This window comes from Paenibacillus sp. Y660, assembly GCF_057221575.1.
This window is the reverse complement of sequence record NZ_JBXBBJ010000014.1, coordinates 65,642-84,111: the sequence shown is the minus strand read 5'-3', so window position 1 is coordinate 84,111 and position 18,470 is coordinate 65,642. Positions and strand designations below refer to the sequence as shown.

The 18,470-nt window shown below is 44.5% G+C and carries 17 protein-coding genes; 7 read left to right on the top strand and 10 right to left on the bottom strand.

Annotated elements, in window-relative coordinates:
* Positions 1-97: 97 nt before the first annotated feature.
* Positions 98-2,368, bottom strand: a complete 2,271-nt coding sequence (locus AC2TDN_RS16635) for a chondroitinase-B domain-containing protein (RefSeq protein ID WP_484689048.1) — start codon at positions 2,366-2,368, stop codon at positions 98-100.
* 169 nt (positions 2,369-2,537) lie between these two features.
* On the opposite strand from AC2TDN_RS16635, the gene AC2TDN_RS16630 reads away from it, so the two are divergent.
* Together AC2TDN_RS16630 and AC2TDN_RS16625 are read left to right on the top strand one after the other, a co-directional pair.
* Entirely contained in the window at positions 2,538-2,681 is a 144-nt protein-coding gene (locus AC2TDN_RS16630; protein ID WP_484689046.1) for a hypothetical protein, read from the top strand.
* A 117-nt stretch (positions 2,682-2,798) separates the two neighbouring features.
* The gene (locus AC2TDN_RS16625; RefSeq protein ID WP_484689044.1) at positions 2,799-3,701 is read left to right on the top strand and encodes a hypothetical protein; all 903 of its coding nucleotides are present in this window, start codon (positions 2,799-2,801) and stop codon (positions 3,699-3,701) included.
* A 79-nt stretch (positions 3,702-3,780) separates the two neighbouring features.
* Here the strand turns inward: AC2TDN_RS16625 and AC2TDN_RS16620 are convergent, their stop codons facing one another.
* Positions 3,781-4,560 (bottom strand): squalene/phytoene synthase family protein, encoded by a 780-nt coding sequence (locus tag AC2TDN_RS16620; protein ID WP_484689155.1) that lies wholly within the window; start codon positions 4,558-4,560, stop codon positions 3,781-3,783.
* Positions 4,561-4,971: 411 nt separating this feature from the next.
* On the opposite strand from AC2TDN_RS16620, the gene AC2TDN_RS16615 reads away from it, so the two are divergent.
* The 3 genes from AC2TDN_RS16615 (at position 4,972) to AC2TDN_RS16605 (ending at position 7,643) form a co-directional block, all read left to right on the top strand.
* Positions 4,972-5,514: a sigma-70 family RNA polymerase sigma factor gene (locus AC2TDN_RS16615; RefSeq protein WP_484689042.1), complete on the top strand. Its 543-nt coding sequence runs from the start codon at positions 4,972-4,974 to the stop codon at positions 5,512-5,514.
* A 49-nt stretch (positions 5,515-5,563) separates the two neighbouring features.
* Positions 5,564-6,901, top strand: coding sequence for a hypothetical protein (locus tag AC2TDN_RS16610; protein ID WP_484689041.1), 1,338 nt, complete (start codon positions 5,564-5,566; stop codon positions 6,899-6,901).
* 139 nt (positions 6,902-7,040) lie between these two features.
* Positions 7,041-7,643, top strand: a complete 603-nt coding sequence (locus AC2TDN_RS16605) for a DUF1349 domain-containing protein (RefSeq protein ID WP_484689039.1) — start codon at positions 7,041-7,043, stop codon at positions 7,641-7,643.
* 93 nt (positions 7,644-7,736) lie between these two features.
* On the opposite strand, the gene AC2TDN_RS16600 is transcribed toward AC2TDN_RS16605, so the two are convergent.
* The 3 genes from AC2TDN_RS16600 to AC2TDN_RS16590 all read right to left on the bottom strand — a co-directional run bounded on the left by AC2TDN_RS16600 (position 7,737) and on the right by AC2TDN_RS16590 (position 12,952).
* Positions 7,737-9,425: a type 2 periplasmic-binding domain-containing protein gene (locus AC2TDN_RS16600; protein ID WP_484689037.1), complete on the bottom strand. Its 1,689-nt coding sequence runs from the start codon at positions 9,423-9,425 to the stop codon at positions 7,737-7,739.
* A 79-nt stretch (positions 9,426-9,504) separates the two neighbouring features.
* Positions 9,505-11,139 carry a response regulator transcription factor gene (locus AC2TDN_RS16595; RefSeq protein ID WP_484689035.1) on the bottom strand — a complete coding sequence of 545 codons (1,635 nt, stop codon included), beginning with the start codon at positions 11,137-11,139 and terminating at the stop codon, positions 9,505-9,507.
* Between the two features lies 1 nt (position 11,140).
* Positions 11,141-12,952 carry a sensor histidine kinase gene (locus AC2TDN_RS16590; protein ID WP_484689033.1) on the bottom strand — a complete coding sequence of 604 codons (1,812 nt, stop codon included), beginning with the start codon at positions 12,950-12,952 and terminating at the stop codon, positions 11,141-11,143.
* A 168-nt stretch (positions 12,953-13,120) separates the two neighbouring features.
* Between AC2TDN_RS16590 and AC2TDN_RS16585 the strand changes: the two genes are divergently transcribed.
* Both AC2TDN_RS16585 and AC2TDN_RS16580 read left to right on the top strand, forming a co-directional pair.
* Positions 13,121-14,047 (top strand): ABC transporter permease, encoded by a 927-nt coding sequence (locus tag AC2TDN_RS16585; RefSeq protein WP_484689152.1) that lies wholly within the window; start codon positions 13,121-13,123, stop codon positions 14,045-14,047.
* A 15-nt stretch (positions 14,048-14,062) separates the two neighbouring features.
* The gene (locus AC2TDN_RS16580) at positions 14,063-14,935 is read left to right on the top strand and encodes a carbohydrate ABC transporter permease (protein WP_482068335.1); all 873 of its coding nucleotides are present in this window, start codon (positions 14,063-14,065) and stop codon (positions 14,933-14,935) included.
* A gap of 65 nt (positions 14,936-15,000) precedes the next feature.
* Here AC2TDN_RS16580 and AC2TDN_RS16575 read toward each other — a convergent pair whose 3' ends face one another.
* From AC2TDN_RS16575 to AC2TDN_RS16555, 5 genes are all read right to left on the bottom strand, one after another.
* Positions 15,001-15,417: a VOC family protein gene (locus AC2TDN_RS16575; protein WP_484689030.1), complete on the bottom strand. Its 417-nt coding sequence runs from the start codon at positions 15,415-15,417 to the stop codon at positions 15,001-15,003.
* A gap of 12 nt (positions 15,418-15,429) precedes the next feature.
* Complete coding sequence (locus AC2TDN_RS16570) at positions 15,430-15,999, bottom strand: hypothetical protein (RefSeq protein WP_484689028.1); 570 nt, start codon at positions 15,997-15,999, stop codon at positions 15,430-15,432.
* An 80-nt stretch (positions 16,000-16,079) separates the two neighbouring features.
* On the bottom strand, positions 16,080-16,382 hold the full coding sequence (locus AC2TDN_RS16565; protein ID WP_484689027.1) for a YhfM domain-containing protein: 303 nt from the start codon (positions 16,380-16,382) through the stop codon (positions 16,080-16,082).
* A 190-nt stretch (positions 16,383-16,572) separates the two neighbouring features.
* On the bottom strand, positions 16,573-17,055 hold the full coding sequence (locus AC2TDN_RS16560) for a tetratricopeptide repeat protein (RefSeq protein WP_482068339.1): 483 nt from the start codon (positions 17,053-17,055) through the stop codon (positions 16,573-16,575).
* Between the two features lies 1 nt (position 17,056).
* A complete protein-coding gene (locus AC2TDN_RS16555; protein ID WP_484689024.1) occupies positions 17,057-18,370 on the bottom strand; it encodes an ABC transporter substrate-binding protein in 1,314 nt (437 codons plus the stop codon).
* Between the last annotated feature and the right edge of the window lie 100 nt (positions 18,371-18,470).

The window sequence follows — 18,470 nt, the reverse complement described above, 5'->3', positions numbered from 1 at the left end:
CAGTTGCATTTTTCGAACCGCTTCATAGCTGCAAGGACATTCTCCGCGCCTAATCGTCAATGCACACGGGGAAGCAGGCAGAGGCGCTTTTTTTGTTTTACTTTTGAAGGAACGCAGTCAATGCCGTCGCATAGCCGACTAGCGACTCTTTGGCTTCAGGTGAAACTTGGGCTGCTTGAGCGTTCTTCGCATTTTCGGCAAATTTGTCCAGAAATTTCACAGCTTGTTTATTGGATCCACTCGCATTTGAGAGCTCATAGTGATGCAAGGCTTGCCTCAGACTGTTGGACAACTGATTAACCGACGGTCCGCTGACTGCTCCTGCGCTAATATGCTGCTCAAGCAAGTCTTGCAGCGTCTCGAATGTAGGAGTCACGCTTATATGATATTCAGCTTCGGCAGCATGCCCAGCCGCATCCATAACAGACACCTTAATAACATGCTCGCCCAAACGCCCGGCTAACGGGATAAGCGCCGAAGTCACGTATGCATCGTCATCCCAGCTAAAGCTCTGAGCTGAGATTCCTGATCCGGCATCTTCCGCTTGCAGCTCAAGAGCAAGATTCTCTGTATCGGCGAAGGACGATGCCGCTCCGATAGAGGAGCCATTTCCGAGCAACTGAAAGGTAGGCGCATCGCGATCGATAGCAGTGATGAGCTCCTTCTCAGGCTCAGCGATTCCTTCATTAACATAACGGTAGTTAAGCTTATTTTGCCCATCCTCGGTCAGTATAATAGGATTACCCGAGCGTGATTCTAGCCAGATATTCGAATCATTCACACGGAATTCAAGTCGGCCTGCGCCTATTTCTACGTTAACGGCTTCAAGTTTGACGGCAACGTTGGACGTATACCAACCACCTGCAGTTTGTGTTCCTTCGGCCTGTGCTGTCAAATGTGTCCATGCATTCGGACCTACTTCTGCGGTTGTGACCGGCTGTGTGCGAACAGGTCCCAAAGCATATTCATCCGCTCCGATATCACTGGCTGCTCGAGGTTGTCCATCCATGTCGACTTCCAGCGAATAGCTGCCCGTTGCGGCGTCGATAGCCGGACTCTCTGAAGTCAGTCTATACAGCCCATTCTGACTGACAAGAAGCGGATCGACTTCCTGAATCTCGGCCGTGCTTCTCGGAACGTCGCTCAGCACATCGCCAAAGCCGATATTGCCCTCGTATAAGGTATTTGTCGACTTCACATCACTGTACAATGATCCGCCTGTGCCTACTACAATATTATTGGCTACAACACTGTCCACCGGACCGTAAACGTAGCTCTTGCCGACGACGATTCCGAGCGTTCCGTTTACGATCGTATTATGGAAAACTTGTGCCCGGTACACGCGCCAGTGCCTGGTCAGCACCGAGGAGTCGTACTGGCTTCCGTCCGGTCCTGCATCATAATTAGCGCCATCGATATGGATGGCATTATTGATGTTATAGAAGTAGTTATTGTAAATTTTGTGATCATTGCCGTAGATGCGGAAGCCGCCGACGTTAGGCTTATCTCCGGAACGGAAGAAGTAATTGCCATAATAGCTGTTGGTATGCCCGTGCCGCGCGGTTACTTGGCCTCTGTTGTCGATGAAGGTATTGAAACGAACGGTGTTATTCCCGCTCTTGACCGAAATGACCTCTGGATCGCTATTCAGATTGACAAACAGATTGTACTGAATCGTAGCGAAGCCGTTCGACATCGACGAGCCGGACAGGCCGACTCGAATCGTCTCGCCGCCGTTCACTGACTGATGGTCGGCGTCATGGAAGTAATTGTATTCAATGACGTCATATTGCGACATGACCTTGCCTTGGAAAGCGATCATTTGCCCAAGATCAGTGCGAGGTCCGAATTCATTGCGGTCAATCCGGTTATGATGGCTTGCTTCTCCTGTGAATTGCACCCACTTCAAGCCGCTTGGATTGCTCGTCGGCGCAAGGGCAAATGTATTGCGGGTCAGCCTAATATGATGAGAGTTGTTCATGCTGACGGCAGTTGACTCGCCAGTGAACTTCAACCCCCGCAATACGACATGCGAGGAGTTGATCACTGAAAAGCCTGCCCGTCCAGTGATTGTCGCTTGACCTTGATTAGCCGCCATGATGGTAATCGGGCTGCTCTCTTCTCCGTGCTTGTCCTCGATATGAAACGATCCGCTTCGGTTGTAGGTTCCGTCGGCAAGTAAAATCGTCGTACCAGGGGCAGCTTCATTGATAGCGCTTTCAAGTTCATCCGTATTGGATACATGCACAATTGTTGAGGTTGCGGCTGCATCTTCGTTTCCCCCTGCGCTGCCGGATACCGGCAAGCTCCAAGCTAATGCGGCGAGGCAAAAGATTTGAATTAGGCAGATCAGTCTGGATACTCTCATTCTTCATTATCATTCCTTTCAATAATTTGGCTTTACCCGTGCGGGACTAGACTGAGCTGAGCCTTGCCTACTTTTCGAATCCCCCTTTTATTGTTGATATAACCAAGTATATCTAATCACGCGAATGAGAAGGTTGTGTTTCCTTGCGTCCGAAGTGGACTTTCTTACGATGTTGTTCATGATAAATTTCTTCAATTATGACCGCTGTACGTTCTCGGGCTCAAAGTTCAAGCTAAGCAGCAGCTTGCTATTGCTGCAAAACGTTTACTCACTGCTGCCTTCTGCTGTAGCTGCCAGTCGGTCGAAGGACTGACAGCTATCGCGACTAATGTCTAAACGAAGACACAGACTTAAGGATGTTTTTTCCATTTCTGTATCGCCGTACAATAAATATATCAAAGTCTTACGGGACAGATAAGGAGAAGCTACAATGGTTGTGGAGAGAATGAGGAGGACAGTTGAAAAAGTAGATCCATCCGTTCGTTTTTTTGAAGGGGAAAAAGGGTTAGTGCTTACCGGGTTTCTCGGCTTCCTGCTTGCCGGGATTTGTGCCGTATGGGTAATGCTGTATGGAGGGCCTGTTTCACCTAATGGAAATGTATCCCATGCTTTTTCCTTTAATGCAGCGCTTGGCATATTTCTGCTGTCGACGGCGGCGATCGTTCCGTATTCCGGGATGGGATCAAGAAGCAGAGCTTTCTTCCGATGGTCGTTTATCCTGCTTGCGCTATATTCCTATTTTGCGGAAACGGTGCAAAATTTTCGCGGTGCAAACCCAAGGTTTGTGAATGGCGGTGCGGCATTTGACGTCGCGGTCGGTTCCATTTTCACATTCGTAGCACTCTTGATCTCCCTATATTATCTGTTCTTAGCCATTCATTTTTTCCGCAGAAAAGCGTATTTTCTCAGGCCAGAGCTAGTTGCAGGCATACGTTATGCAATGATCGCTATCCTTTTCTCGTTTGCAGCAGGTGTTTGGATATCGATAAATGAAGGTCGAGTTGTCGGTGCACATGGCAACATTATAGTACTCCACGGCCTTGGCTTCCACGCGCTGCAAGCCGTACCGGTTGTCGCTTGGCTTACTGAACGAACTTCATTTACCGCTAGAGCTCGCAGCATATGGATCCATATTACGGGGATCACCTTCCTGCTCGGTTTAATCGCAATTGGCTGGCAAACGTATCTTGGTCGAAGCATCGTCGATTGGTCAGCCATTTCGCTTCTCGTCCTCGCGTGCTTCCTGATCTCAATCGTTTCGGGTGGGTATGTTCTTTATAAGACGACTCAAGGTACAAATTTTAATAAAAAGAGAGTAATCAGAAATCAATAACGATGTCATAATGGACACAAATAAAAGCCAAGCCCTGCTTTCGATCATGGGCTTGGCTTTTAACTATTTGATCAGTTGCTTAATTAATGCTGCCTACAAGCTTCATAACGGCATCCCTTGTAAGCTTGTTGCCGCCTGCAGCAATCAGGTTAACGGTCGCATGCGCCAACGTTAGCGGGATTTTGCAGAAGTCGAGAGCCGGTCCGCCCTTCAAATCTACAATATAGGAATCAGCAAGCTTTAGATTGCGCCGCGTGTACTTGATCATTTCCTTCGTGCCCCAGCCATCAGGAAAAAAGTCTACGCCACGTTCCAGATCTTCCTTACGATTGCGTAAAATATTGACAGCCTGCAAGCCTCTGCCGAAAGCAACCGCTTTCTCTTGATCTGATTTTGTACCGTCAAACCAGAACCAGATCTCAGATAACATTTCCCCAACCATGCCTGCAACACTATACGTATAACCGTCCAAATCCTCTTCCGTCCGAATGTTCCAGCTTACGTGAACCCAATCTGCCATCTGCTTGGCCATCTTTGAAGTGTTGCGGTATACGACTTCAGTGACTGTGGGAGGACATAGCAGCGCCCATTCATGAATTCGCATCGTCACATCGGGCAGTACATCACGATAGGGGAACAACAGCTTTTGAGATTCGTTAACGACATCCTTTGACTCGAATGCATCATGAATGCCATTCAAAAGCTCCACTTTCACATCGTCCTCAAGCGTCTCATGATCCTCAATTTCATCAATCGCACGCATACACAAATAGGCAGCTGCAACTGCTTCCTTTAATCCTTCTTTTAAACGATTGATGGGAATATAAAAAGTACGACTCGTTTTCTTTAACATGATCATAGCATCATTCAAAATAAAAACTCCTTCATTATGGCAGCTTTGCTTTTTGCTTGTTTTATCGTTAATAATATAATACCATACATGGATTTAGATGTGCACCTTACTGCGATTTACTGCCTTTAACCACGTCTGATTCGGGAGCATTTGTAATGAGGGCTTGAAAGTCGAAAAATTTGATGTTTGGTTATTTATATTTTACCTATTTTTAAAAACGATTATGTATAAATTTTTTTCATCTATGTAAAATCCGATAAGAAGAATGAAGAAACTGCCTTTATTCAGGTCGTTTCTGATAATGCGATGAGGCTCTGGCGAAATCTTGTGAATTTTTTTCATTGAGAAAAAATGATATTTCTTTCGAAATGTATAGTGAAGATATGCTAGTAGAGAAGCTGAGGTGAAAAATAAGGAATGAATGATCTTCAAATAAAAACAGCGGTTGAAATGAAGGATCCAAAAGCCATTGAATTAGTAATGGATATGTATTCAAAGCTTCTCTGGATGGTAGTCGGATCTATATTAAACGCTGCTCCTACTGAGGAAACAGAGGAATGTGTAGCAGATGTTTTTTTCTCTTTTTGGCAAAAACCGACTGCTTTTGATGAAAAGCGAGGGAGTTTAAAAACTTACCTTGTCATTATTGCAAAAAATAAAGCGATTGATCGATTTCGCAAACTCCAAAAAACATCCGTACTCCCTTTTGACGACAATATTAACCTTCGAACTGATAATATTTTAAACGATGTTGTAAGTCGTGAAAGTGATGAAGAATTGTTGAAAGCCATCCATGCTTTCTCTGAACCCGATCGTGAGATTATGATACGAAGAATTTACTATGAGCAAAAGCCTGCGGAGATTTCTACGGCCTTATCCCTTCAATTAAGACAGGTACAGAACAAAATTTATCGATCCAAGCAGCGTCTTAGGGGGCTTTTTCTAAAAGGAAAAAAGTAATCATTACATAACCCAAACTCATTACATGTTTAAGGATGTGATACTAACTATGTCAAACGACTCGTTCAAATTTACAGAAGAGAATTTAACGAATATTAAAGCTAAATTTTATATGAAAGCAGGTATTAAAGGCATTCAGCCTAAACAGAAATATAGAAAAAAAATCATATCGATTGCCATGATAGCCATCATTTCGTTATGTCTTGTTACGAGTGCGGCGGGGATGGTTTTTTTTGATCTAACATATGTTTTGAACGCCATCGGGAAGGATGCTTTAAAGCTTCTTCAGCCAGTTCAAAAAGTCAGCGAGGATCAAGGGATTCAGATGCAAACGCTCGCAGCCTTAAATGACAATGAAATGGCAGCTATTTATTTTAATATTACCGATTTATCAGGCAACCGGGTGGATGACTCCATCGACATTTATGATTTCTCCGTAACAGGAGCCACCGTTCATAACGCCCAAATGATTCATTACGACGAAACAACAAAAACAGCTACTATGCTAATGAGATTAAATGGCGGAAAAAAATTTAACGGTAAAAAAATTACCGTTCGAATGGATTCATTCTTGAGCGGTGCCATGACTGACAAAAATTATGATACAGGACTTAATCTTTATTCCCTTCTTGAAAAAAGACCACAGCCTAATTATGAAATATTGGATACAAAAACAGATCCGATAGGCGGAGGCGGTAAGGGTTTAGATGAAGTAATGAAGCAGCCGGAGGTTGCGGTTCTTCAACATGATGAATTCGCTATTCCACTGCCTGGTATGGACTGGCAATATATTTCCAACATCGGATTTGTCGAGGGCAAATTACATATTCAAGTAAATCCGAATAGCAAAATGGGGCGCTTTAACCATGGCTCTTTTTATTTTACAGACGCGAAAGGTAAAAGGCAGGATATTGCTATGTACACGATAAGTCACGGACAATACAAGCTTGGTCAGACCACCTATTCGGGAGATTATGATGAATATGTGTTTGATTTATCAGAACTGTCACAGCTCAAGGATTTGAAGCTGGCAGGTGAATTTACAACTTATAAAAATTTTGTTCCGGGCAAATGGAGAACCTCGTTTAAGTTGGAGACAACTACAACATCAAAACAAGGTGCTGTTAATATAAATATTGCTGATACTACGATTACACATGTTGAAGTTTCACCGCTTGGTATTACACTTGATGGTAATTCTATAAGCGGAGAAAATATATCCAAAGCGGATATAGCTATTCATTTTACGGACGGAACAATCATTCATTCTGAATCAAGCTTGATTGCAACAAATAACAATCGAATTAAACTGCTTTATCCAGAGATGATTCCAATGGAGAAGGTAGATTTTGTATCGATAGATGGTCAACATGTAAAATTACATTGATTGTGGTTGTATCTTTGTAACTAAGTCCCTTCGACTAATAACCTTTTGGTTACTAACTCACCTTCAGATCACTACTTTTCCTTCTTTCATTTATCGATTATACTCTATTCATTGATGCATACTTGAGGGGGATAACATAATGAGTCATCTTACTTTAATAGGAACGGATATAGGCAATCCGGTCAAACAGGGGTCAACGGAGGCATATTCCGATGGATACCTTCTGACTGCAGGAGGCACCGATATTTGGGGTGCATCCGATCAATTCCACTTCGCTTATGCTGCACATACAGGAGATTTTGATTTTTCGGTCCGCTTGGAGTCTCTGAGCAGCGCGGACTTATATACAAAGGCTGGGATCATGGCTCGTGAGACTTTAGAGGCCGACAGCCCGCATATTTACCATATGGTATTTCCAGATAACAGCGCCCGAAATAAGAACAACGGCGGATATGAGCTTCAGTTCCGTGAAAAATCAGGTGGTGAAAGCGCAGCGATCTATCCTTCCGATTACACTTCTGAAACACCGGAGTTTCCCGTGCTTTTTCCCGAAACATGGATTAGGCTGAAGCGATCAGGCGACAGCTTTGAAGCCTTTTGCCGTACGGGAGAGGAAGAATGGAAGCTCTTTGCGGCACAGGTTTTGAAGCTGAACGCTACGATTCAGCTGGGTTTGGCCGTTACTGCCCATCATAAAGACGAAGCTGTTCTAGCTTTCTTTAAAGATCTCACTTTACTGTAATACCCGGCTTCAAAAACCTTGATTCACCATGGCAAGCCCGCAAAAAGACACGCCAGATTTGGCGTGTCCCTTGTTATGAGCAGTTCACATTTATTATTGCGTTACCGACTTGAACCATTCATTTACTTCCTTCGTGATTTGGTCGCCGCCGTTGGACTTCCAGCTGGCAACGAACTCATCGTAAGCATCGATTGGCAATTTGCCATAAATGATCTTGTTAAAGGTCTCCATCTCAGACTGGCGCAGAAGGTTCCATTTCGAAATCATCGTCGGCGTTGCCGCACCTGTAAAGTAATTTTGTTTGCGGATATCCTTTTGGGACATAACAACCTTCGCGGCATACCAGTTTTCTGGCTTCCGGAATTCAGCAAGCTGCTTCTCGTAAGGCGTTTCCGGTTTATTGCCTTCGGCCAGCTTAACCAGCGTTTGCATGTAAAGGTTTGGAATACGGGCAGGTCCGGTAATGTAAGGGAAATCATTAAAGAAGTCTTTGATTTTGTCTTTATTGCTTGTCGGTTCGCCGTCCACGATATCCCAGTCATATCCCTTTGCAAAGCCATATTCAAATTTGCTGCCGACAGCCGGATTCGCTAGGTTATCAAGCAGGAAGTTGTAATAAAGGAAAATCGCTTCAGGATGCTTCGCATCCTTATTGATCATAATACTGCTGTTTACACCGGAATTTTGCCATTTGGTGCCCATCAAGCCATCTGGTCCAGCAGGAACCGGATATGCTTTATATTTTGATCCTGGTACGTTTTTCAACAAATCCGGAGCCGGCCAGTCCGGAACCCAGTTCGCGCCAGGCAGGATGCCTGCGTTTCCTTTTGTCCAGATTTCAGCAGATTTCCCTTCATCCCACAAAGCCGCGTCAGGATGAATATAACCTTTGTTCATCCAATCTTGAAGCTTCGCAAGTGCATTTTTGGCGCCTGGATTAATGGAACCATATTCAAGATTGCCACTCGCATCCTTGTTCCATTGCTCCTCTACCGTGCCATATGCTCCGAACAGCCAATCCAGTGAGCCCATCCATGTGTTCGTATTGTTTTTCAAAGAAATCGCCAGCGGATATACGTCCTTCTCTGCCAATCCATCGGGATTTTCATTTTTGAATTTGTCCAAAACGACCTCTAGTTCCGCAATCGTCGTTGGCGCTTTCAGGTTCAGCTTCTCCATCCAATCTTCTCGGAACCATAGCAATGTATTGTCATTGTCCGTATATTCAAGGATCGGGAGATTGTATTTCTTGCCGTCCCGCGTGAACGGATACCACAATTCTGGATTCTGTACCGTATGATCTTTCCAAATTTGGTTGGCGTACTTTTCGAACAGCTCATCGATCGCAATGAATTGACCGGAATCGATCAGTTGGTTAGTCAGTACAGCGTCGGTTGGTACAGGTACAAAATCAGGCAGCTTCTCGCCGGACGCGATAGCAAGCTGCAGCTTTTGTTTATATTGATCGCTGCCTGCCGGATACCAGTTGTCTTTATATTTTAATCCAAATTGCTCCAGCATCCAGCGGTCGTGGACATTGTTTTCCTTCGTCTCATCCTTAAGATATTTCTTCGGCATCAATACGGTGCTAATTGCAATAGGCGGATCATATTTACCAAGGTCAAACCCTGTCGCGGCTTCGGTTGGTGCTGCGCTCGCTTCATTCGTAGCGGTATCTCCCCCTTTTGCATTCCCATTGCCCGCATTATTTCCGCTGCAGGCCATAATCACAACAAGTGCCATAACCACGAGCAACAGCCATGGTTTTCGAAATGTACTCATTTTTCATTCCCCCCTACGATGTAAGATCACTACAGTGTAACTCTACCAATTAGCCGGGTAGGGGATCTATAGGATTATGTTAGTTTTCATAAGAATCTGTTAGGCTGTTATTTCCGTCCCGATACTCTTGAGGCGTCACGCCAAACTGGCGTTTAAACACTTTAATAAAATAAGCCGGGTCCAAATAGCCAACGACCATGCTGATTTCGTACACCTTTTTTTCAGTTGATCGAAGCAAATGGCAGGCACGATCCATACGGAGAGCGGACACATAATGGCTTATTCCTTCCCCGGTTTCGATCTTATAAATTTTGGACAAATGCGTAGGATGAAGGTTCACATGATCGGCCAGCGTACGCAAGGAAACGTCCAGATGCAGATTTTTCTCCACAAATTGCTGGGTCTTCTTCACATACAGGGAACGGAAATCTTTAATTTCATTCGAAGTCCCCTCCTTCATCTTGCCAAGCACGCCAACGGACCACTTGCGAAGCTTGCTTATCGAACTGAAAGCCTCGCCGCTCTGCAGGGGCTGGATATCCTCACCCAGCAATTTTGTGAGCGTACGGCCGTTCCGATGTGCAAGATGAGTGAAGGAAGACGCGATTAAAAATCCCGCCTCCATGCAGTGCTCCAAAGATTCGGACCATCGCTCATCCAGCTCTGCGAACACGGTAACCAGCTTTTCCTCGGCTGCGTCCCAGCGTCCGGCTTCCAGCAGGTTGATCAATGTGGGAGGCTGATAGATAGCATCAAGAGCCCCCTGGAAATCGCTCGGTTCCAGGTCGCCGACGCGCATAACAAATTCGCGTTCTTCGCCAACGATTTGCATAAAATATGCGGAAGCCTGCCGGTAACGCTCAGATAGCTGCTCGGGCAGCTTAAACCACTCCGTCATCACAATCGACAGCGAGCCTTTCAGAAATTGCTTGACCTTATACTGAAGCTGAATGGCAAGCTTCTCCAAAATCGTTTCCTTCCCTACATCAGAGCGGCCTTTCTTAAGCTGAACAAGGAAAGCAAGATACCCATGCTCCTCCTTGACGCCCCAAACCTCGGCAAATTCTCCAATGATCTCCTCAGCCATATTGACGATTGCGTATTCCATAAGCTGCCGCCCATTGTTTTTATATTGCTCGAATTCTTCCTCCATTCGAACGAGCAGCAAGGCGCTGTCGCCGCAGCTGAATGGCAAGCCGTAACTCGCAAGCTTCCGGTTCCATTCATCAATGGAAATCCGTTGGCCATGCAGGGCATCCAAAAGAAGCTGGCCGCGAAGCAGCGGCAAATTTTCCCGCAGCGTCGTTTCTGTCCGTTCAAAGGAGCTAATGCTCTCCCATTCTGCCGTCAACTGATCGATTGCCGTCTTCACAGCGCCAAACAATTCGGTATCGGTCGGCGGTTTAAGCAAATAGTCCACCGCTTGGTTTCGGAGCGCTTCCTTCGTAAATTCAAAATCGGAATGACCCGATAAAATGATGCATTTTATTTTTTTATCACGCAAGCGAATTCGCTCTATAAGTTCTATTCCCGTCATCTCAGGCATGATAATATCCGAAATGACAATATCAATTGGATACGTCTCCAAAATCTGAAGCGCCTCGCGGCCAGAATAAGCTTTATGTACCTGCTCAATACCAAGTGTACGCCATGGTTTATGCATGGATAGGTTATCTACCCAGTGTGCTTCATCGTCTACTATGATCATCTGCATGTCACATGTCCCCTTTTATCAATCGTCGTTGAAGTTGCTGTCCAGAGGCCGTCTCCCACTTGATCTCTGTCCGAAAACCGCCTAGAAGTGATTTCGAGAAATAAACATAAGAGTTTTCACCGAATAGATGGATAATACGCTGATTCGTATTCCAAAGACCGCAGCCCATTTCCTCTTGCAGAGGCTCATGCATTTTTCGATTAAGCGCCTCCTGCGGCTCGGCGTTCATACCTGGACCATCGTCATCGATAAACACCCTGCAAAAGCCGTCTGACATTTCGCCGGTAATTCGAATTTCTCCTGCTGAATAGGATTTTCCTACGCCATGGATGACGGCATTTTCCACGATCGGCTGCAGCATCAAACGGGGAACCTGCTGACTCAACATCTCCTCGGGTATATCAATCGTGTAATGAATTCTCCCGTTGCGAAGCTTCTGAATTTCCAAATAGTTTATAATAAGTTTAATTTCATCGCTCAGTGTAGCTGTCTGTTTCTCCATTCGAGTGATGTAACGATAATACGAGCTTAAATTATACGCCATCGATACGACTGCTTCCTCATCCTTCATCTGGGCCATATTAATAATATAGCCGAGACAGTTGTATAGGAAATGGGGATTTATTTGTGCTTGCAGCTGTTTTAATGTCGCTTCCTTGACTCGCAGCTTTTCATTGAGTACGTTTTCAATTAGACTTTGTATTTGCCTCGACATGTCATTGAATCGATAAAACAAAAAAGAAAACTCATTGTTGACATTGGACTTAATCTGAACCGAGAAGTCTCCCCGCTGCACGCTTTGCAAGCCCTTAATCAGCTTTCTGATCGGCTGCTGCACGTTTCGGTAAAGCAGCACGGAAGCAGAAATGCCTACGACAAACAGCAGCACCATCGATACATAAAATAAATTGCGGCTGAACGATATCGGCCCCATAATTTGATCAAGCGGAACAATATCGACTAAATACCAATCGAGCTGCGGTGATTTCACAGCACTAACCAAATAATTTTCACCATCCAGCCTCACGACCTGCTGCATCGTGTCTTCAAGCTGATGCCCGTCCAAATACTGAATCAACTCATTCGACAGCCCCTTGGCTGCGCTGCGATTTAGAATCGGAATCTCACCCTTATGGTAAAATAACGGATCACCCTGTCCGCCCGCTTTATATGTATCCAGCATGTTTTGAATATTTTCATGGCCAAAGCTGGCTTTAACCACGAGATTGCTGCCTCTAAGCGTCCCCTGTTGGCCAAATGAATCGGTATAAAACCAATAAAACGATTTTGGAGTCCCTTCCGGAACGCTTTCACCATCCCCGTAAGTCCATTTTCCTGTCATATTTTTTTTGAGATAGTCCTCATCATAGGAGGCAGGATTATTGTAATTGGAAATAATCTCTTTGTTTTGCTGGGAATATACCGTATACTTGACCGGCCAAATATTCATAACTCCTGACTGCAGCGCCATCTTCTCCTGCACCACATATCTGGTTTGCATCCGATCGTAGCCATCGTCCCAAATATTTAAGCCATTAAACTTCTGCACATTCGGATCCCGGGAGAAAGTAATAATAAAGTCCATCGTTTGGTTGATTCTTGAATCGATTTGACTCGATAAGAAAGAGAGCTGCTTCGTGTTGGAAACTTGAAGCTCTTTGCTGATCACATCTAATGCTATGCGGTTGGAATAAGTAAACATGATAATAATCGGAATGAACAAAATAATAATCAAACCGTTCATTTTGGCAAATAAACTGAATTTTGCGCCCGTTTTTCTTCGGATATACGATATCCCTTTATTAAGCACCATAACTGACCCCTCCATGAAATATCCCTAACAAAACCCTATCGATCCTAACAAAATCCTATAGTTCGATGGCTGAGCTTGTTGTTACTATATATATCAGGGTTACTCAGAATACACAAATGAGTTTTTAGGGAACAGGAGAGAGATATGGACGCAAACACAACTAAACAAATGAACCTCAAGAGCACTCGTCGCGAGAAAATCAAAGGCGGATACAAGCAGCCTTGGATGCTTCACTTCATGGTTCTGCCGGCTGTCCTATTGGTTTTCGTCTTTTCTTATCTGCCCATGACGGGGATCGTAATGGCGTTTCAAGATTATAAAGCAGGGCTCGGCATTTCCGGCTCCTCGTGGGTCGGGTTAAAACATTTTCGCTATATGCTGGAAAATGAATATTTTTTGCAAATTACGTGGAACACCCTGTTCTTTGCTTGCAGCAAAATAGTAATGAATTTATTTATTCCGTTTATTTTCGCCTTGTTGTTGAATGAGGTTAGAAATATGGGATTGAAACGGGGCATTCAAACGCTAGTCTACCTGCCTCACTTTCTTTCCTGGGTCACATTAGCAGGAATTCTCATCGATGTGCTAGCCCAAACTGGACTTATCAACCAATTTCTATCGCATGTATTTGGGATTAAGCCGATATTTTTCCTAGGCGACGGCAATTGGTTCCGATTTGTTATTATCTCCAGCGACGTGTGGAAGGAATTTGGATTCAACACAATCATCTTTCTAGCTGCGCTTGCAGGCATTAACCCCGCTCTTTACGAAGCTGCAGAGGTTGATGGAGCGACACGCTGGAAGCAAACGATGCATCTGACCATTCCTTCGCTTGTACCGATTGCGATCGTTGTTGCGACTCTGGCGCTAGGCAACGTACTGAATGCAAACTTTGACCAGGTGTTCAACTTGTACAGTCCACTGATCTATCAGCAGGGTGATATTATCGATACATTCGTTTATCGGGAAGGTCTTCTTAGCGGGCAATTCAGCTTCGCTACGGCGGTAGGCCTGTTCAAATCATTGATCAGCCTAATCTTAATTATCATATCCTACCGACTTGCCTATAAATTGGCCGGCTATCGCATCTTCTAGAAAGGGGGACCTCCTATGTACCACAAAACGTTATCCTATCGTATCTTCTCCGTTTTCAACAATGTCTTTCTGGCTGCGGTTTCGGTTCTATGCTTGCTTCCGCTTTATCACCTGCTGATGGTATCCTTAAGCTCAACCGCTCCCGCCAACGCTGGCTTGGTTACGTTTTGGCCGATCGGATTTACATTTGAAGCTTATGCCAAAACGTTTGACAACGCCAACTTCCTCTCGTCCCTATGGGTATCCATACAGCGGACCGTAATTGGAACGGCGATGGCGATGTTCGTCAATCTCATAGCGGCATACGCCCTCTCCAAGGATACCCGCGTATTCCGAGCACGCAATATTTATCTTTGGTATTTTGTTATTACGATGCTGTTCAGCGGCGGCTTGATTCCGGGATATATCCTGATCCTGAAACTTGGACTAATGAATTCACTGTTCGCGCTTATTCTTCCAGGCATGGTAGCAGTCTTTAATATCATTTTGCTGCTTAACTTCTTTCGTACCGTACCTAAAGATCTTGAAGAAGCTGCCTTTATGGATGGTGCTGGCCACTTCCGATCATTCTTCACTATCTATCTGCCCATCTCCTTGCCAGCCATTGCGACGGTTTCCTTGTTTACAATGGTCGGCCACTGGAATGCTTATTTTGACGGTTTGATCTACATTAAAGAAGCAGAAAGGCTGCCGCTCGCCAGCTTCATGCAAACGATTATCGTGCAGGCCGATTTGACGAAGTTTGATCCTGCGATGGTTGCCAATATGTCGCAGCGAACGATCCGAGCCTCGCAAATTTTTATCGGCGCTCTGCCCATATTGCTCGTTTACCCTTTCCTGCAGCGTTACTTTGTTAAAGGCATCACAATTGGTGCCGTTAAAGAATAGCGTGATTTAGGAAAATGCAAAAAAAAAACCGCATGTCGCCGTCGAGCAGCATGCGGTTTTGCTATTTAAGATAATCCGCTCGTGTTCTGTAAAACGATTCTCCATCCATCCGGGTCACAGATCGTTATGCCATTTTCATTCCAATACGGATTCTCTGGCGGCACGGCATCATAACCCATTTGCTGCAACCGCGCTGCGATCTCGTCCCTTTGAGCGAGATTCGGTATGTAAAAAACGAGCAGGTTGTCTTCGGATGGCGGCGGTACCGGAACAGCATCCTTATGCTGAGTAAATTCTAGGTGATGGCCAGCCGCAGGAAGTCCAAACATAATTCCGTCATAGCCTTCATGCTTTTCAAAAGAACCAATGATGTTGAGACGCAAGCCTTCATGGTAAAATTCAATTATTTTATTTAGCTGATGAGTTGGCCTTGCTATACGAAATTGTACGACAGGTACTTCCTCTGACCATTGCTTATTCATAACAGCCTCCTACTATTCGTAGCCACCCTCTGATTCAGGCAGCTTTTTATATTCTTCTTTCTCCGCAACGATTTGCTGGATGAAGCTTCGCAATTCCAGCAGCTGCTTTGCATCGCTCGTTGGTTCACAATATTGATCTGACCAAGAAAATTGGTTCGTTTCCCCATTTACATGGATTTCCCAGCTGTCCACGCTATATGGAGTAGCCTCGCAACTTATTTTAGCGGGTACTAACTCTTTCTTTCCCATTATGTTTATTTCCCGCATTTTCTCATAAATGCTGCGCATCTCTTCGACCGTTAATGTTATTTTTGCAGAGGCCGTCCCATTCATGATTAAATCCTTTGTGACTGTGCCTTGGAAGGTGTTAACTTCATTTTTATTCACCTCGCCATAACCGAAACGAACCATGAAATTAAAGCTGCTCGGCATGTCTTTGGGCATCTTGTTTGCTTCGCTAGTGTTTTTAACTGTTTGCTGCTCGATGTTCGTGCCGGTATTCACATCTTTTTCCGTGTCCTTCTCGGCACCGCAACCTGTCACCCACAGCAATATAAACAAAGTAGCGAATAATCGCTTCATTATAATGCCTCCCTAACATAGATCTATATTCTAGTTCTATTTCTTTGAATTGATCCCCGAATGCGCATTTTGTGAAGGCATCAGCGCACTTCTAAAATGGAGAGCATCTTCTCGCTATCTGCGCTTGATAATTTCCCATACTTGGACTGTCCTTCAATGATCACTTCTAATATGTCTTTATTTGGTGAAATCCAGATTGCATAGGTTTTTGGTTCATACGAAACGGCTGGGCTTGTGTTAACCGTATCCATTTTATAATCAGGTTGACGAGACATCAATACTTTAGCATTTTCCCAGGACACATTTTTCAAAATATTCATTATGGCTTGAACGGTTTCACGCTCTTCGATTTTCTTATAAAACGAGTCACTGTTTCCTTCCAACCCCCCACTCCAATATTTAACATAACGATGCAATACTAAATAATGTTGCAATATTACCACTTCTAAACACAAAAAAAAGAGCAGTCGAAAAGGTTGTTACCTCTTCGCGTCTGCCCCCTCATAATGCTTATCCTTCTGACAGCTCCAGCTTCACCAGCAAGTAAGACAGCTTATGCCGCTCCTCCTCGCTTCATTTCCAAATTTGCTCAAGCTTGTCCGCATAAAAATTTATCGCTTTCTTATAGGCTTGTATGCCTTTATCTTCACTCGTATCAGCCAGAAGCTTTAATAATATTTCCATTGCTTGTCCGTAATCCTCCAGGTTGTATAGCGTCATGGCGTAAAAAACCCGAAACTCTCTTTTCTCAGGGTATTCATTTATAGCTTCATCAAATACGCTTATAGCATTTTCATACATGCCTAGAGATCGATAGGTGCTTCCAAGTCCTAACAAGGCCCCTTGCCTCTCTTCCCCTGACAATCCTAACTCTAATGCGATGATATAATAAGATACTGCTCCTTTTTCCAGCGTCAACACATCATGTACCCAAGCAAGCTGATACCATACCGATGGATTACGAGGCTCTTCCCTTGCCAAATCAAACAGTATCGTTTTTGCTTCCTCCAGCTCCCCAGCTTCCCTTAATTTAATCGCTTTCATTAAATCGTCCATTCTAGTCATCCTCTACCCTTAATGTTAATGTTTGCTGGCTTAATTTGTCTTTGTAGCTTTGCGCCATTACTTTTATGCCGTCATTAATCGCGCCGGATTGTCCGGCTAATATAGCCGCTCCAGTTGAACATAGATCTTCCCACATTCCGCTAGGAAGGTACTCGCGATCAAAGTAAGAAATCATTTTAGTATTTGCATATTTGATATAGTCTTGCGCAACGGCGCCCTCATCGGATGGAATGCCTGTCAACCCAGCAGGGAGATTGTTGGATGAAGCAATGCTTTCCACATTTTCAGGCCTGGCGATATATTCAAGAAATTTCAGCGCTTCCTTCTCATATTTGGAGCCTTTCCATACGCCAATCGCTGTTTTCTCTCCGACGATCAAGGTCGGAGCATCGATCGCGTCGACAGCTGGAATCGGCATCATGCCAAAGTTTGCATCTGGGTTTAGCTCCATGACTTCCTTTAGGATGTTGTTGCCATGGAACGCAAAGGCTGCCTTGCCTTCTGCCATTGCCCTGGAGGTATCTAGATAATTAGAAGTCAGGCTGTCTTTGTTGATATAACCAGCTTTTTTCCATTTTTGAAGCATAGCAAGAGGCTGCCTCCATAGGTTCCATTCAAAGGTGCCGTCTTTCAATTGTTTACGGTAATTGTTGTTTTCGTTCGTTGTGAAGAAGGAAGGTGCTGTATAATCGAAAAATTGTCCAATAGTCCAGCTATCTTTACCGGCAAAGTGAACGCCAATGTACCCTGCGTCTTTAACCTTTGTCAGCGCATCTTCAAATGCAGTCCATGTAGTAAGCTCATCAATATGAATATTCAGTTCTTTCATCATATCGCGATTGTACACGATGCCTGCCAAATCAACATCTACTGGCAGAACGTAAACTTCACCGTTTTTATCAGTAATAAGAGGTTTAATTGCCGGGTTAATACCAGAAAACCAAGCCTGATCTCTAAGCGATCTCAAATATCCGCTGTATCTTTCAACTGACCAGCCATGCGTAGTAAATAGATCTGGCAGGTTTTTGCTTGCCATTTTTATTTTCATTATTTCTTCATAGGCTGCACCTGGTGAGACCGTTTCCACTTCGATGCCGGTTTCAGCAGTAAAGGCTTTGCTTATCTTATCAAGAAGCTCAAATTGCACACCGCTGATATTCGTCATAAGGGTGAGCCTTGCGTCAGACTTAGGAGCCGCTGGCGATGAGCTGGTACCCGTTGCGTTTGCTGGTTTTGATGAACAGCCGGATAGAACCGACAAAAGGAGCAATAGGATGGTAATGTTCAAGTTTAGTGGTTTTCTCACTTTGAACCGTCCCTCCTATTTTTTTCTATGTTCACTTCACGCATAATAATTTTAAAGCGTTTTTATTCATCTGGCTATTGATACAAAACTATACTAGCAG